Genomic DNA, 14,459 nt, shown 5'->3' with positions numbered 1-14,459 from the left:
GGTTGAGGAGACCATGTCACGACGGCGCAGGACACCGGTTTCAGGGAGGAAACCATGACCAAGTTCAAGGCCCTTGCAGGGCTTGCCCTTTCGGCCCTGCTGATGGGATCGGCCGCTTTTGCGGGCGAGATCGTCATCAATTCGGATCATTCCGACCCCGCACCCAAGAAAGCCATGGAAGAGCTGATCGCTGACTTTCAGGCAAAGCACCCCGATATCACGGTCAAGTGGAACAACTTTGACCACGAAGGCTACAAGGCTGCGATCCGCAACTTTCTGACCGCCGATCCGCCGGATGTGGCGGCCTGGTATGCCGGCAATCGCATGGCGCCCTTCGTTGGTGCGGGCCTCTTCGAGGACGTGACCGATGTCTGGGCCTCCAATGGCCTCGACGAGCAGCTGAAATCCTCGGCCGCGTCGATGACGATCGACGGCACGAAATGGGGCGTGCCCTATACCTATTACCAGTGGGGCATCTACTACCGCGCCGATATCTTTGCCGAACAGGGCATCGCCCCACCCAAGACCTGGGCCGAGCTGCTGGCTGCCAGCGAAAAGCTGAAAGCGGCGGGCATCACACCCTTTGCCATCGGCACCAAGGCGCTGTGGCCCACCGGTGGCTGGTTCGACTATCTGAACCTGCGGGTGAACGGCTATGAGTTCCACATGGAGCTGACCTCTGGCAAGGTTCCCTATACCGATCCGCGTGTGAAGGCCGTGTTCGAGAAGTGGGCCGAGCTGGTAGGCCCGGGCTACTTCCTTGAAAACCACGCCGCCATCGACTGGCAGGACGCCATCCCGCAAATGGTGCAGGGCAAGGCCGCCATGTATCTGATGGGCAACTTCGCCGTTGCCACGATGAAGGACGGCGGGCTGACCGAGGACCAGATCGGCTTCATGCAGTTCCCGGAAATCACCCCCGGCATCCCGATGGCCGAGGACGCACCGACCGACACATTCCACATCCCCTCGGGTGCCAAGAACAAGGAAGATGCCAAGGTCTTCCTCGCCTATCTCGCCTCGCCCGAGGCACAGGCCAAGATGAACGCGACGCTGGGTCAGCTGCCGGTGAACAATCAGGCTGCCAAGCCCTCGGACAAGTTCCTCGACGCGGGCTTCACGATGCTCTCGAACGCCTATGCGCTGGCGCAGTTCTATGACCGCGACGCCGACGCCGAGATGGCCAAGGCCGGGATGGAGGGCTTCCAGGAGTTCATGGTCAAGCCCGACCAGATCGACCGTATCCTCGAGCGGCTCGAGAAGGTCCGCGCCAAGGTCTACAAGTAAACCGGTCTCTCCCTGCCGGGGCTACCTTCGGGTGGCCCCGGGCCTTTTGCGCCAGATCCCCGAGGCCGCTCATGTCAGATACCGCAAGATCCGCAGGGTTCTGGAAACGGAACCAGTTGAAGATTGCCCCCTGGGCCTTTCTGGCCCCCGGCGCGATCATGTTCCTGCTTTATGTGCTGATCCCCATCGTCCAGTCCGTCTGGATCAGCTTTCACGACTGGGACGGATTGGGCGACAAGGTCTGGATCGGCCTTGGCAACTATGTCGAACTGCTGGACGACGACACGTTCTATGTCGCGCTGAAGAACAACCTGATCTGGCTGGCGCTTTACCTGCTGGCCATTCCCATGGGGTTGGCGACGGCGCTCTTTCTCAACCAGACGGTCTGGGGCATCCGGCTTTACAAATCGCTCTTCTTCTTTCCCTTCGTGATCAGCCAGGTCGTTGTGGGCCTGATGTTCACCTGGTTCTACGCCCCTGATTTCGGGCTGTTCTCACAGCTGATCAAATGGCTGACGGGAACCGAGATCGCAGTTCTCGCGGATGAGCGGTTCGTGACCCTGGGCATCATCGTTGCCGGGCTCTGGCCGCAGACCGCCTATTGCATGATCCTGTATCTGACGGGGCTGAACAACCTGAACCCCGAACAGATCGAGGCCGCGCGGATGGACAATGCCCGTGGCTGGCGGCTGCTCTGGCATGTGATCCTGCCGCAACTGGCGCCCGCGACCTTCATCGCCATGGTCGTCACTGTGATCGGCGCGCTGCGCAGCTTTGACCTTGTCTCGATCATGACGGCGGGCGGCCCCTACGGGTCGAGCCAGGTGCTTAGCTATTTCATGTATGAGCAGGCGCTCTCCGAATACGGCTATCGCATGGGCTATGGCGCGGCGATCGCGGTGGTGCTGTTCCTGATCATGATGGTCTTCATCACGCTGTTCATCGTGCGGATGATCGCGCAGGAAAGGAACCGCTGATGTTTCCGACCCCTATCCAGAAGGCCTCACCCGCGGCGCGGATCGGCTATCAGGTGCTTCTGCCCGTGGCGCTGATGATCTGGCTTATTCCGCTGATCGGAGTGGCGGTGACCTCGCTGCGACCAGCCTCTGACCTCGCGGCGGGCAACTACTTCGGCATCCCCTCCGGGCTTGCCTTCGAGAACTACGCCGCCGTGTTTCGCGACAGCCCGATCGGCTGGTACATCCTCAATTCCTTCAAGGTCACGGTTCCCACGGTGATCGGGGCGGTGGCGCTGTCGTGTCTGACCGGCTTTGCGCTGGCGGTCTATGGGTTCCGCGCCAACCTGTGGGTGTTCTTCGCCTTTGTCGCGGGCAACTTCATCCCCTTCCAGATCCTGATGGTGCCGGTGCGTGACATGACGCTCAGGGCGGGGATGTATGACACGACGCTGGGCCTTGTGCTCTTTCACATCGCCTTCCAGACCGGGTTCTGCACGCTGTTCATGCGCAACTTCATCAAGGGCCTGCCCTTTGCCCTGATCGAGAGCGCGCGGGTGGAAGGCGTCAGCGAATGGCGCATCTTCCGTCATATCGTGCTGCCCCTGATGCGCCCCGCCATCGCCGCGCTGTCGGTTCTGGTCTTCACCTTCGTCTGGAACGACTACTTCTGGGCGACCGTGCTGGTGCAGGGCCAGCACGCCATGCCGGTTACGGCCGGGCTTTATTCGCTGAACGGGCAATGGGTTGCCGCATGGCATCTGGTTTCGGCCGGGTCGATCGTGGCGGCGCTGCCCCCAGTCCTGATGTTTTTCCTCATGCAGCGGCACTTCATTGCCGGTCTGACCCTTGGCGCGACCAAGGGCTGAGAAGAAGGAGCAATCCCATGGCCGAGGTCAGCCTCAGCAAGGTCACCAAGGAATTCGGCGCGGTCAGCGTCATCAAGGGCATCGACCTGCAGATCGCGGATGGCGAGTTCTGCGTCTTTGTCGGCCCCTCGGGCTGCGGCAAGTCCACGCTGCTGCGCATGGTGGCGGGGCTGGAGGAGATCAGCTCTGGCGCGCTGCGCATCGGCGGGCGCGACATGACGCAGGTCGGCCCCTCGGATCGCGGGGTGGCGATGGTGTTTCAAAGCTATGCGCTTTACCCGCACATGACGGTCGCCGAGAACATCGGCTTTGGGCTGCGGATGACCGGCCATGACAAGGCCGAGATCGCCAAGCGCACCTCGGCGGCGGCAAAGATGCTGCAGCTTGACCATCTGCTTGATCGCAAGCCGGGGCAGCTTTCCGGCGGGCAGCGCCAGCGCGTTGCCATTGGCCGGGCCATTGTGCGCAACCCGGATGTCTTTCTGTTTGACGAGCCGCTCTCGAACCTCGACGCGGCGCTCAGGGTGCAGATGCGGGGCGAGATTTCGCGGCTGCATCAGGATCTGGGCGCGACGATGATCTACGTCACCCATGATCAGGTCGAGGCGATGACCATGGCCGACAAGATCGTGGTGCTGTCGGCAGGCCATATCGAACAAGTCGGAAGCCCGCTCGAGCTTTATCACCGGCCGCGCAACCTGTTCGTCGCGGGCTTTATCGGCAGTCCGAAGATGAACTTCCTGACGGTTGAGGCGCGCCCCGCACCCGGCGGGGCCGAGGTCACATTGCCCGGCGGCGCGGTGGTGACGCTGGCGGGCCAGATCGCGGTGGCGGGTCAGATGACGCTGGGCCTGCGCCCCGAACATGCCAGTGCGACCGGCGTGGGCGATGCCGTGCTGGAGGGCACGGTGAAGCTGGCCGAGCATCTGGGATCAGAGACCCTGTTCTTTGTCGCGCTTTCCGACGGATCGGAAATCGCGGTCAAGGCCGACGGGCTGGCCTCCGAGCGGCCGGGCGACCGGATGCGCGTGGGCGTACCCGCGCGCGCATGCCATCTGTTCGATGCCGCAGGACAGGCCCTCATCAACGGGGATCTGACACGCTGATGCTGGGGGTCTGCTACTATCCCGAACACTGGGACGAAGGTCGATGGGAAACCGACGCGCGCCGCATGGTAGAGCTGGGCATCACCTATGTGCGCATCGGTGAATTCGCGTGGTCGCGGAGCGAACCCGCGCGGGGAGAGTTCAACTTCGGCTGGCTCGACCGTGCGATGGACGTGTTGCACGCCGCCGGCCTGCGCATCGTTCTTGGAACGCCCACGGCCACTCCGCCGAAATGGCTGGTGGATGAATGCCCCGATATCCTGCCCTATGATGAACAGGGCCGGGTCCGCGGCTTTGGCTCGCGAAGGCACTACACCTTTTCGTCCAAGACCTGGTGGCGGGAAAGTGCCCGCATCGTCGAGGCGATCGCACGGCGCTATGGTGCGCATCCCGGGCTTGCGGGCTGGCAGACCGACAATGAATACGGCTGTCATGACAGCACCCTTTCCTGGGGTCCTGAGGACCTGAGCGCCTTTCGTGACTGGCTGCGCCACCGCTACCAGTCGGCCGAGCAGTTGAACGAGGCCTGGGGTGCGGTCTTCTGGTCCATGGAGGTGACGGGCTTCGATCAGGTCAGCCTGCCCAACGGCACCGTGACCGAGCCGAACCCGGCCCAGCGGATGGATTTCTGGCGCTTCCATTCCGATCAGGTCGCCGCCTATGACCGGATGCAATGCGATTTGATCCGCGCGCATTCGCCGGGGCGCTGGATTACCCACAACTTCATGGGGTTCGTGTCGGACTTTGACCATTTCAAGGTGGCGGAAAACCTCGATCTGGCGTCCTGGGACAGCTACCCGATCGGCTTTGTCGAGAAGTTCCCCTTTTCCGAGGTCGAGCGCAACCGCTGGGCCGAAACCTCGCATCCCGATATCGCGCCCTGGCACCACGACCTCTATCGGGGGGTCGGTCGGGGCCGGTTCTGGGTGATGGAACAGCAGCCCGGACCGGTGAACTGGGCTGCCTGGAACCCTGTGCCCAAACCAGGAATGGTGCGGCTCTGGACATGGGAGGCGCTGGCCCATGGGGCCGAGGTGGTCAGCTACTTCCGCTGGCGTCAGGCGCCCTTTGCGCAGGAACAGTTCCATGCCGGGCTGAACCTGCCGGGCCTCGACGAGCTTTCCCCCGGCGGAGCCGAGGCGGCGCAGGTCGCGCGCGAGTTGGCCACCCTGCCACCCTTGCCTGAAACCCGGCCGGCGCCTGTGGCCTTTGTCTTTGATTACCCCAGCTACTGGGCCACCATGATCCAGCCGCAGGGCCGCGACTTCCGCTATGAGGAGCTGGTTTTCCGCTGGTATGAGGCGTTCCGCCGTCTGGGGCTCGACATCGATGTCGTCCCACCGGGCGCGCCGCTTCAGGGCTATGATCTGGTCGTTGTGCCCACGATGGTACATGTGACCGATGCCGCGCGTGCCGCGATTGAGGCCGCCGATGGAATGGTGCTGATCGGCCCGCGTGCGGGGTCGCGCGACCGGACCTTCGCGATCCCCGAGAACCTTGCGCCGGGGCCGCTTGCCGGGTTGACGGGTGCGCGCGTCACGCAGGTCGCCTCGTTGCGGCCGGGGCTGGAACAGCCGGTCACGGGTTCGGTTCAGGGGGGCGTGATCCGCTGGCGCGACCACGTTACGGCGGACGCCGACGTGCTGGCGCGCTTTGCCGATCATGGCCCTGCGCTGACCCGCAAGGGCCGGGTGCATGTTCTGCACGGCTGGCCCGCGCCCGACCTTCTGGAGGCGCTTGCCGCCCATATGGCAGAGGTCGCGGGCTTGCAGACATTGCCACTGCCGTCGCAGATCCGCCTGCGCCGCCGCGGCGACTGGTGGATGTTCTTCAACTACGGCCCCGGCGACTGGACGCTGCCCTCAGGGTTCGACTGCCTGATGGGCGGGCAGACCGTGCCGCCGCAGGGCCTGACTATCGCGCAGAGGATCACAGGATGACGGTGTGGCGGATCGATGCTCCGGGTCAGACGATCGCGCTGACGACAGAGGGCGCGGTTCCGCGCGTGATCTGGTGGGGTCCCACCCTGCCTGCCGATGAGGATCTGGCCGGGCTCGCCCGCGCGCAGGTTTCGGATCTGACCGGCGGGATGCTCGACCGGCTGCCCGATCTGACGCTCTGCCCGCTGCCTGCCGCTGACTGGCACGGCCAGCCCGGTCTGATCGCGGCCGAGGCTGATGGCCGCCCGCTGTTTCCGCGCCTGTGCTTCATTCGCGCCGAGGTGGGGGAGGGCGCCCTGCACTTGGTCTCGGGCGATCAGGGGCTGACGCTGACCCACAGCTTCCGTGCCCATCCGACCGGCGTGATTGCTATGCAGGCCAGGGTTGAGGCAGACCGCCCGATCCGCCTTCATTGGCTTGCAGCACCGGTGTTGCCCGTGTCGCAGATCGATACCGAGATTCTCGACTTTTCCGGCAAATGGCTGGGCGAGTTGCAGTTGACCCGGACGCCCTGGACCCCCGGCATTCGCCTGCGCGAGGCGCGCACGGGCCGTTCGGGGCAAGAGCATCCGCCATGGGCGCTGTTACCTGCCCCCGGCTGCACCTTTACTCAAGGGGCGGCGCGGGCTCTGCATTACGCATGGTCGGGTGGCCATCGTATGATCGCGGAAGAGCTGCCCGACGGGCGCCGTCAGGTGCAGTTCGGCCATGCCAGCGGTGCCCATCTGGCACCGGCGCGGCAGTTTGAAACGGCGGAACTTCTGGCTGCCGTTTCGACACAGGGCCTGAACGGGATCGGCGCCACCTTCCAGCGCGACATGCGAGACCGGGTGGTGACATGGCCTGATCCGGCGCGCCCGCGCCCGGTACATTACAACTGCTGGGAGGCAGTTTACTTCAACCACGATCTTGCCACGCTCTTTGACATCGCCACCCGCGCGGCGGCGCTTGGGGCCGAGCGTTTTGTGCTGGACGATGGCTGGTTCGGGCGGCGCGACGACGACACCTCTAGCCTGGGTGACTGGAGGGTTGACCGGCGCAAATGGCCCCAAGGGCTGCAGCCGTTGATCACCCATGTGCAGAGCCTTGGCATGCGTTTTGGCCTGTGGGTCGAGCCCGAGATGGTGAACCCTGACAGCGATCTGGCGCGCGCGCATCCCGACTGGATACTGGGGCCCGCGGACCAGACCACCGGACGCAACCAGATGGTGCTGGACATGGGGCGCGGCGATGTGCGTGACCACCTGTTCGCGATGCTCGATGCGCTTCTGTCTTCGCATGACATCGACTATCTGAAATGGGATCACAACCGGCTGCTGCCGGTGGTCGATGCGGCGCAGACCGAGGGGGTCTACGATCTGCTCGACCGTCTGCGCGCCGCCCATCCGGGTGTAGAGATCGAAAGCTGTGCCTCGGGTGGCGGGCGAATTGATGCCGGGATTCTGGCGCGCACGCAGCGCGTCTGGCTGTCGGACTGCATCGACCCGACGGAACGCCTCCGCATACAGGCCGATGCCGCACTTCTGCTGCCAGCCGCAGTGACGGGCAGCCACGTTGGTGCGGCGCGTGCGCATACCACCGGACGGGTTCAGCCAATGTCGTTCCGCGCGCGTGTCGCGGCGTTGCGCCATTTTGGCTTCGAGATGGACTTGCGGCAACTGACCGAGGCCGAGGCGAACACGCTGGCCGAGGTGACCCGCTGGTGGAAATCCAACCGGGACTGGATGATGCGGGCCACAATCCTGCGGCTGGACTCGCCCGATCCGGCAGTGACGACCGAGGTGCAGCTGGCCGAGGATGGTGGGCGCTTTCTGCTGGCCGCAGGCGTGGCAGAGATGAGCCGGCAGATCCTGCCGCGTCCGATCTGCCTGACCGGGCTTGACCCCGACGCGCGCTATGAACTGCGTCTGCTGAACCCAGAAGACGCGCCGCCGCAATCGCGCGGCAAGTCGGCTTTGCAACACGGGCCGGTAACCTTGTCGGGCCGGGCGCTGATGTCGGGTGGGATAAACCTCCCGGTCGCATGGCCCTCTACCCTCTGGATGATTGAAGGGGTCCTCGTGCAAAAAACCGGCGGGACGGGTCTGATGGCCGCATCCGCCAGCCTGCGGCACACATAGCCGCAATGGCCCGCCAGAGCGCTACCGATCTGCTCCGGCATCCGCGGCGGATGCAGGGTTAAGCGGCCTGAGTCAGATGTGTTATCTGCAACCATCGGCCCGGATCAGGATAAACTCAGGACTGTCTGCCGCACAGAAACGTGAGGGGTGCTCCCTTGCAGGAGTGCTATCCTCGTGGTGCGTCAGCGTTGGCGCATTCAGGATAAAGGGGTACGCGACATGAAGATGTTGATCACTGCCGGCTTTCTTGCGTTGCTCGCATCACCGACCCTTGCCTTTCAGTGCCCGGCTGACATGGCCGCCATCGATGCGGCTTTGCAAACTGCAAGCCTGAGCGCGGAAGACCTTGCCCGCGTCAAGGAACTTCGCGCGATGGGAGAGGCTGAGCACGATGCCGGCAATCATCAGGCCTCGGTCGACGCATTGGCGGAAGCGAAGAAGTTGCTCGGTATCTGACGCCAGCCCGGTTGCCAAGTCGGCGAGACTGAAAGCCCCTGTCGAAGGTGCCGGAGCATATTGATCTGAGCCCGGCTATCAGCGCCAGCTGCGGCTGGTGTGTGGGCTTGAGTGAGCCAAGTTCGTTCGCATCCGTCAAGTTTGGTGATCTGAGGCGAGAGGCTTCAATTGGCATGCGAGTGGACGTTGGGCGTGATGGCCATCCGCCTTGGGCTGGCGCTCTTCCAATACGTGCGTAACGCCAATCTTCCAAACGGCGGCCCGGATCGGAGGAGCCCTAATGGTTCAGCCCGAGGGGGTCACCCAAGTCCCATCATCGCGAAGGGCTTGGTATTTCTGCCGTAACGATGCGCCAGCCTGACCTGGCTCGCTCACCCCGCACCCAGCGATGCCGATGCCGCGCGGCCAGCCTCGGTCAGCAGGCGGACATAGTCGGCCCTGCGTGCTTCGTCAAAGCGGACAAGGGGAAAGGCGATGGAGATCGCCGCAATCGACTTGCCAGCGTGGTCGAGGATTGGCGCGGCCATGCAGCGTACGCCTGCCTCGCTCTCTTCGATCTCTTCGGCATAGCCCTGCGCACGGATCTGTTCCAGCTGGGCGCGCAACTGGTCAGGGTCGGTGATTGTGCGCGGGGCAAGCTTGCGCAAGTCCATCCGGGCGATCCGCTCGGATACCTCTTCGGCATCGCGCCAAGCAAGCAATGCTTTGCCCAGCGAGGTGGAGTGCAGCGGATTGCGTTTGCCGAGCGTGGAGTGCATCGACAGGTTATAGGTTGAATCGTACTTGTGGATGTAGGCGACGCGCTGTTCGTGATCGTCCAGCACGCCAAGATTGATCGACTCGCCGGTCGCACGCGACAGCTTTCCCATCTCGCGATCTGCGACGCGAAGCAGATCCTCCTGTCCGCGCAGCGTGCGGGCGCCAAGGGCGAACAGCTTCAGCGTCAGGCCGTATTTCTCTGTCTCTGGCTCCTGCTCGACATAGCCCAGATCCGCCATCGTCTGCAGTAGGCGATGGGCGGTGGTCTTTGATGTCATCGCCTTCTGCGCGATATCGGCGAGGCTGGCGCGGCGCTCATCGGCCAGCGCCTCCAGCACGGCGAAGACCTTGAGGACGGCGGCGGCGTTTTCGGTTTTCGGGGTGCGCTCAGACATGGCCATGTTCTGCAAAATATGGAACTGCATTCTGAAATTTGTGATGGCTTCTGTCAAGGAGGCGCAGAATTTCACCTAACTCATTGCATAATAACAGTTATTATTGAGGTTGCGCCTGAATGATTCCTTGTTGATTTTTGAAACGGAGTGTGGTTCCTTCATTTTCGAAACGGCATTCCGAAAAATTTCGTATGCCGATCTCAGGAGGAGGACTACCCTATGCATCCGCTTTTGCGGCAGAAGGACCGTTTCGTCTCGCGCGAAGAGGTAACGGGCCTGATCGACCGCCTGACCCAGAACCTTATCAATATCACGGACACGACGGGCGAGTTCCTGCTGCGGTTGGAGGATGGGCGGGTCATCGACACCAAGGGCTGGGCCGGGTGGGAGTGGACCCATGGCATCGGTCTTTACGGTCTGTTCAAGTACTGGCAGCTGACCGGTAATCCGCAGGCGATGAAGATCATTCGAGACTGGTTCGATGCCCGTCTGGCGGAGGGGACGCCGACGAAAAACATCAACACCGTTGCCCCTTTCCTGACGCTTGCCTGTCTGCACGAACATCAGCCGAACCCGGTATGGGTGCCCTATCTGGATGCCTGGGCTGAGTGGGTGATGCACGAGATGCCCCGCACCCGCGAGGGTGGCTTGCAGCACATCGTCTACAACAGTGTGAACGACCAGCAGCTTTGGGACGACACGCTGATGATGAGCGTGATGCCGCTTGCCAAGATCGGCCTGCTTCTGAAAAGGCCCGAGTATGTGGAGGAGGCGAAATACCAGTTCCTGCTGCATGCGCAGTATCTGGCTGATACGCGCACGGGCTTGTGGTTCCACGGCTGGACATTCGACGGCAACCACAACTTTGCCCGCGCGCTTTGGGCGCGTGGCAACAGCTGGATCACCATCGCGATCCCGGAGTTCATAGAGATGCTGGGCCTGCCCGAAGGTGACCCCGTTCGCCGACATCTCTTGTCAACCCTGCGTCGGCAGGCCGAAACCCTGCGCGACACGCAGGACGAGAGCGGCCTGTGGCATACCCTGATCGATGACAAGGACAGCTACCTTGAAGCCTCGGCAGCGGCGGGCTTCGCCTATGGTCTGCTGAAAGGCGTGCGAAAGCGCTATCTGCCGGCTGAGTTTGGTGCCGTGGCCGAGCGTGCCGTGAAGGGCGTGATTGCCAATATCAGTCCCGAAGGCGAGTTGCGCAACGTCTCGTTCGGCACCGCCATGGGGGCCGATCTCGACTATTACCGGCAGGTCAAGCTGACCTCGATGCCCTACGGGCAGGCGATGGCGATGTTCTGCCTTTCGGAATTCCTGCGGACCTACATCTGACAGGCCATTGCACCGGGTTATGAGGAGGATACCCATGTACAAGTCACTGACCACGCTGGCGTTGATTACCCTGATGTCGGGTGTCGCAATGGCCGAGGAGCTGCGCTTCGGCTATGCGCAGAACGCCACCCCCACGGTGGAAGCGATGCAGAAATTCGGCGAGCTGGTTGCGGCAAAGACCAATGGCGAGGTCACGGTCGCCTTCTTTCCCGATGGCCAGCTGGGCGGAGAGCGCGAACTGGTGGAGCTGGTGCAGTCCGGTGCGCTGGATGTGACCAAAGTGTCTGGCGGTTTGCTGGAGAGCTTTGCCCCGGTTTATGGCGTCTTCCCGATGCCCTTCCTGTTCGATGACCAGGCACATTTTTACAGTGTCATGGACGATGCCGCCATCATGCAGCCGATCTACGATGCAACCAAGGGTATCGGTTTTGTTGGCGCGACCTACTACAACTCTGGCGCGCGCAACTTCTACACGGCTTCAAAGCCTATTGAGAAGGTCGAGGACCTGAAGGGCCTGAAGATACGCGTGCTGCAAAGCCCGACCTCAATCCGCATGGCCGAGTTGCTGGGCGCAACCCCGGTGGCCATGAGCCAGGCCGAGGTCTACACCTCCTTGCAGCAGGGCGTTCTGGATGGCGCCGAGAACAACGAATTCGCCATGACGATCGCGCGCCATGCCGAGGTCGCCAAGCATTATTCCTACGACGGTCACACCCGCATTCCCGACATTGTCGTGATCTCGACCGCGACCCTGGAGCGACTGACCCCTGAGCACCGCGCCGCTGTGCTTGAGGCTGCGAAGGAATCGACCGAGTTCCACAAGTCGGTCTGGGATGCCGCTGTCGAGGCCGCCAAGGCCGAAACCGCAGCAATGGGCGTGACGTTCTACACCCCGGATGTCGCGCCGTTCCGCGAGGCGGTCAAGGTCATGTATGACGACCTTGATGCCGAACGTGCCGCAGTTGCCAACGCTATCCGCGCCAAGGTGCAGTGATGCAATCGCTGCGCCGTGCGCTGGACCTGTTTCTCGGCAGTGTGGGGAGCCTGCTCCTCTCAGGGCTTGTCGCGGTTCTGGTTTGGCAGGTCTTCAGCCGTTACGCCCTGAACGCGCCCTCAACCTCCAGCGAAGAGATTCTGCGCTATGGCGTGATCTGGATGTCCATGCTCGGGGCGGCATACGCCTCGGGTCGTGGCAGCCATATGTCCGTTGACCTGCTCCGCGATCGGCTGCGGGGCAGGGCCAGGATCTGGCTCGAGGCGGGTGTCACGGTGGTCTTCATCCTCTTCGCCGTGGCCGTGCTGATCGTTGGCGGGATGCGAGGCGTCTCGATTTCAGCCCAGCAGACGAGCGCGGTGCTACAGATCCCTATGAGTTGGGTCTATGCAGCGCTGCCGGTCAGCGGCGTTCTGATCGTGATCTACAACCTTCTGAACCTTTATGACCTGACGCGCGGGCGGCTGCACCATGAGCCGGCCGAGGCGCAGTCCGCCCTGATGGGGGAATGACATGGCCGGTCCTGCAAGTCTGATCCTGATTGCCGTCTTTGGCGCGCTGACGCTGATCGGCGTGCCGCTGGCCGTATCAATCACTGCCGCCGCGATTGCCGCGGTCATGCTGGTGGCACCATTCGACATGGCATTGTTCACCTCGGCGCAGAAAATGCTGGCAAGCCTCGACAGCTTTTCGCTTCTGGCGGTGCCATTCTTCATCCTTTCCGGGGTGATCATGAACTCGGGCGGCATCGCGGTGCGGCTGGTGGACTTTGCCAAGTTGATTGCTGGGCGCATCCCCGGTTCGCTGGCCCAGACCAACATTGCGGGGAACATGCTCTTTGGTTGCATTTCCGGCTCGGCCATCGCCGCCTCGACCTCGATCGGCGGCGTCATGGTGCCGATGCAGAAGCGCGAGGGCTACGACCATGACTTTGCAGCCGCAGTCAACATAGCTTCGGCTCCGACGGGCATGCTCATCCCGCCGACGACAGCCTTTATCATTTACTCACTGATCTCGGGCGGCACCTCGGTTGCGGCGCTGTTCATGGGTGGGGCGGTGGCGGGCACGCTTTGGGGGCTTGGCATGATGGTTCTGACGGCGATTGTCGCGCGGCGCCGTGGCTGGCCAGTCGCCCCAGGGGTTTCGCTGCGTCAGGCGCTGCAAGTGACCATTGCGGCGCTGCCAAGCCTGATGTTGATCGTGCTGATCATTGGCGGCATCCTTCTGGGCATCGTCACCGCGGTCGAGGCCTCAGGCGTCGCAGTCGTCTATACCTTGCTGCTGGCTTTCGTGATCCACCGGACCATGCCGATCTCGGCCCTTCCGGGCTTTCTGCTTGAGACTGTCCAAATGACCGGCACGATCATGCTGCTTCTGGCGGCGTCGGCCGCGCTCAGCTTTGCGATGGCATTCACCGGCATACCTGCCGCGGTGACGGCACTGATCCTGGGGATCGCCGAAGACCCGATCATGGTGATGCTGATCATCAATGTCCTGCTGCTCGTCGTCGGATGCTTCATGGATATGGGGCCAGCCATTCTGATCTTTACCCCGATCCTGCTGCCGATCGCACAGAAGGTGGGTGTCGATCCGGTTCATTTCGGTGTGATCATGATCTTCAATCTGGCCATCGGTACCATCACCCCGCCTGTCGGGACCGGCCTTTTTGTAGGCGCAGGTGTAGCCAAGGTGAAGGTCGAGGCCGCAATCAAGGCGCTGGTGCCGTTCTACCTGCTGTTGGTCGCCTTGCTTCTGGTCGTCACCTATGTGCCTGCGCTGACCATGGCGCTGCCACGTCACTTCGGACTTTGAAGGAACCTCGTCCATGCTTCACGTTGAGACACGTCATGCCATTCACCCTTTGCAGGTTCCCGGCATGGATACCGCGTCGCTGCGGCGGCACTTTCTGGCATCGGGGATGTTTTTGGAAGGCGAGATACGTCTGATCTACACGCATTACGACCGGTTCGTGATGGGTGGCGCGGTTCCTGCGGGGGGCAGTCTTGTTCTCGATCAGGTGGCCGAGACGAAGACACCCTCGTTTCTTGACCGGCGCGAGATGGGCATCGTGAACATCGGCGGGCCCGGCACGGTCAGCGCGGCGGGCGAGAGCTGGGCGCTGGAGCGTGGCGACGTGCTCTATCTGGGCATGGGGGCGGGGCCGGTCACATTTGCGGGCGAGGGGCGGTTCTACATCACCTCGGCCCCCGCGCATCGCACCTGCCCGAACCGCCTGATC

12 protein-coding genes and 1 pseudogene are annotated in these 14,459 nt (G+C 62.9%); 12 read left to right on the top strand and 1 reads right to left on the bottom strand.

Annotation, left to right across the window (positions count from 1 at the left end; all coding sequences use genetic code 11):
- The first annotated feature begins 54 nt into the window (after window positions 1-54).
- From FQU74_RS15840 to FQU74_RS15810, 7 genes are all read left to right on the top strand, one after another.
- A complete protein-coding gene (locus FQU74_RS15840; protein ID WP_146287456.1) occupies window positions 55-1,287 on the top strand; it encodes an ABC transporter substrate-binding protein in 1,233 nt (410 codons plus the stop codon).
- Between the two features lie 71 nt (window positions 1,288-1,358).
- A complete protein-coding gene (locus tag FQU74_RS15835; RefSeq protein ID WP_146287455.1) occupies window positions 1,359-2,264 on the top strand; it encodes a carbohydrate ABC transporter permease in 906 nt (301 codons plus the stop codon).
- Window positions 2,264-3,112: a carbohydrate ABC transporter permease gene (locus tag FQU74_RS15830; RefSeq protein WP_146287454.1), complete on the top strand. Its 849-nt coding sequence runs from the start codon at window positions 2,264-2,266 to the stop codon at window positions 3,110-3,112. The genes FQU74_RS15835 and FQU74_RS15830 overlap by 1 nt, the downstream gene beginning before the upstream one ends.
- A 17-nt stretch (window positions 3,113-3,129) precedes the next feature.
- Window positions 3,130-4,218, top strand: a complete 1,089-nt coding sequence (locus FQU74_RS15825) for an ABC transporter ATP-binding protein (protein ID WP_146287453.1) — start codon at window positions 3,130-3,132, stop codon at window positions 4,216-4,218.
- Window positions 4,218-6,158: a beta-galactosidase gene (locus FQU74_RS15820; protein ID WP_146287452.1), complete on the top strand. Its 1,941-nt coding sequence runs from the start codon at window positions 4,218-4,220 to the stop codon at window positions 6,156-6,158. Before FQU74_RS15825 ends, FQU74_RS15820 begins: the two co-directional genes overlap by 1 nt.
- Window positions 6,155-8,278: an alpha-galactosidase gene (locus tag FQU74_RS15815; RefSeq protein WP_146287451.1), complete on the top strand. Its 2,124-nt coding sequence runs from the start codon at window positions 6,155-6,157 to the stop codon at window positions 8,276-8,278. The genes FQU74_RS15820 and FQU74_RS15815 overlap by 4 nt, the downstream gene beginning before the upstream one ends.
- A gap of 174 nt (window positions 8,279-8,452) precedes the next feature.
- On the top strand, window positions 8,453-8,734 hold the full coding sequence (locus FQU74_RS15810; protein ID WP_241659879.1) for a hypothetical protein: 282 nt from the start codon (window positions 8,453-8,455) through the stop codon (window positions 8,732-8,734).
- Window positions 8,735-9,105: 371 nt separating this feature from the next.
- On the opposite strand, the gene kdgR is transcribed toward FQU74_RS15810, so the two are convergent.
- Window positions 9,106-9,888, bottom strand: coding sequence for a DNA-binding transcriptional regulator KdgR (gene kdgR / locus FQU74_RS15805; RefSeq protein ID WP_146287450.1), 783 nt, complete (start codon window positions 9,886-9,888; stop codon window positions 9,106-9,108).
- Window positions 9,889-10,107: 219 nt separating this feature from the next.
- Between kdgR and bglB the strand changes: the two genes are divergently transcribed.
- From bglB to FQU74_RS15780, 5 genes and pseudogenes are all read left to right on the top strand, one after another.
- Window positions 10,108-11,226, top strand: a complete 1,119-nt coding sequence (gene bglB, locus FQU74_RS15800; protein ID WP_146287449.1) for a beta-galactosidase BglB — start codon at window positions 10,108-10,110, stop codon at window positions 11,224-11,226.
- A 34-nt stretch (window positions 11,227-11,260) separates the two neighbouring features.
- Entirely contained in the window at window positions 11,261-12,220 is a 960-nt protein-coding gene (locus FQU74_RS15795) for a TRAP transporter substrate-binding protein (protein WP_146287448.1), read from the top strand.
- Window positions 12,220-12,732: a TRAP transporter small permease gene (locus FQU74_RS15790; protein WP_146287447.1), complete on the top strand. Its 513-nt coding sequence runs from the start codon at window positions 12,220-12,222 to the stop codon at window positions 12,730-12,732. The genes FQU74_RS15795 and FQU74_RS15790 overlap by 1 nt, the downstream gene beginning before the upstream one ends.
- Before the next feature lies 1 nt (window position 12,733).
- Complete coding sequence (locus tag FQU74_RS15785) at window positions 12,734-14,032, top strand: TRAP transporter large permease (protein ID WP_146287446.1); 1,299 nt, start codon at window positions 12,734-12,736, stop codon at window positions 14,030-14,032.
- A 13-nt stretch (window positions 14,033-14,045) separates the two neighbouring features.
- A pseudogene (locus FQU74_RS15780) lies at window positions 14,046-14,459 on the top strand (5-deoxy-glucuronate isomerase); the annotation flags it as partial.

The sequence above is a fragment of the Gemmobacter aquaticus genome, assembly GCF_007859075.1.
Lineage (GTDB): Bacteria > Pseudomonadota > Alphaproteobacteria > Rhodobacterales > Rhodobacteraceae > Gemmobacter > Gemmobacter aquaticus.
The sequence above is the reverse complement of the archived record's forward strand: the minus strand, read 5'-3'. Positions and strand labels throughout refer to the sequence as shown.

Bases quoted from the DNA above. Each gene is read 5' to 3' on its own strand.
- FQU74_RS15840 (WP_146287456.1), top strand. From the start codon at position 55: ATGACCAAGTTCAAGGCCCTTGCAGGGCTTGCCCTTTCGGCCCTGCTG.
- FQU74_RS15835 (WP_146287455.1), top strand. From the start codon at position 1,359: ATGTCAGATACCGCAAGATCCGCAGGGTTCTGGAAACGGAACCAGTTG.
- FQU74_RS15830 (WP_146287454.1), top strand. From the start codon at position 2,264: ATGTTTCCGACCCCTATCCAGAAGGCCTCACCCGCGGCGCGGATCGGC.
- FQU74_RS15825 (WP_146287453.1), top strand. From the start codon at position 3,130: ATGGCCGAGGTCAGCCTCAGCAAGGTCACCAAGGAATTCGGCGCGGTC.
- FQU74_RS15820 (WP_146287452.1), top strand. From the start codon at position 4,218: ATGCTGGGGGTCTGCTACTATCCCGAACACTGGGACGAAGGTCGATGG.
- FQU74_RS15815 (WP_146287451.1), top strand. From the start codon at position 6,155: ATGACGGTGTGGCGGATCGATGCTCCGGGTCAGACGATCGCGCTGACG.
- kdgR (WP_146287450.1), bottom strand. From the start codon at position 9,888: ATGTCTGAGCGCACCCCGAAAACCGAAAACGCCGCCGCCGTCCTCAAG.
- bglB (WP_146287449.1), top strand. From the start codon at position 10,108: ATGCATCCGCTTTTGCGGCAGAAGGACCGTTTCGTCTCGCGCGAAGAG.
- FQU74_RS15795 (WP_146287448.1), top strand. From the start codon at position 11,261: ATGTACAAGTCACTGACCACGCTGGCGTTGATTACCCTGATGTCGGGT.
- FQU74_RS15790 (WP_146287447.1), top strand. From the start codon at position 12,220: ATGCAATCGCTGCGCCGTGCGCTGGACCTGTTTCTCGGCAGTGTGGGG.
- FQU74_RS15785 (WP_146287446.1), top strand. From the start codon at position 12,734: ATGGCCGGTCCTGCAAGTCTGATCCTGATTGCCGTCTTTGGCGCGCTG.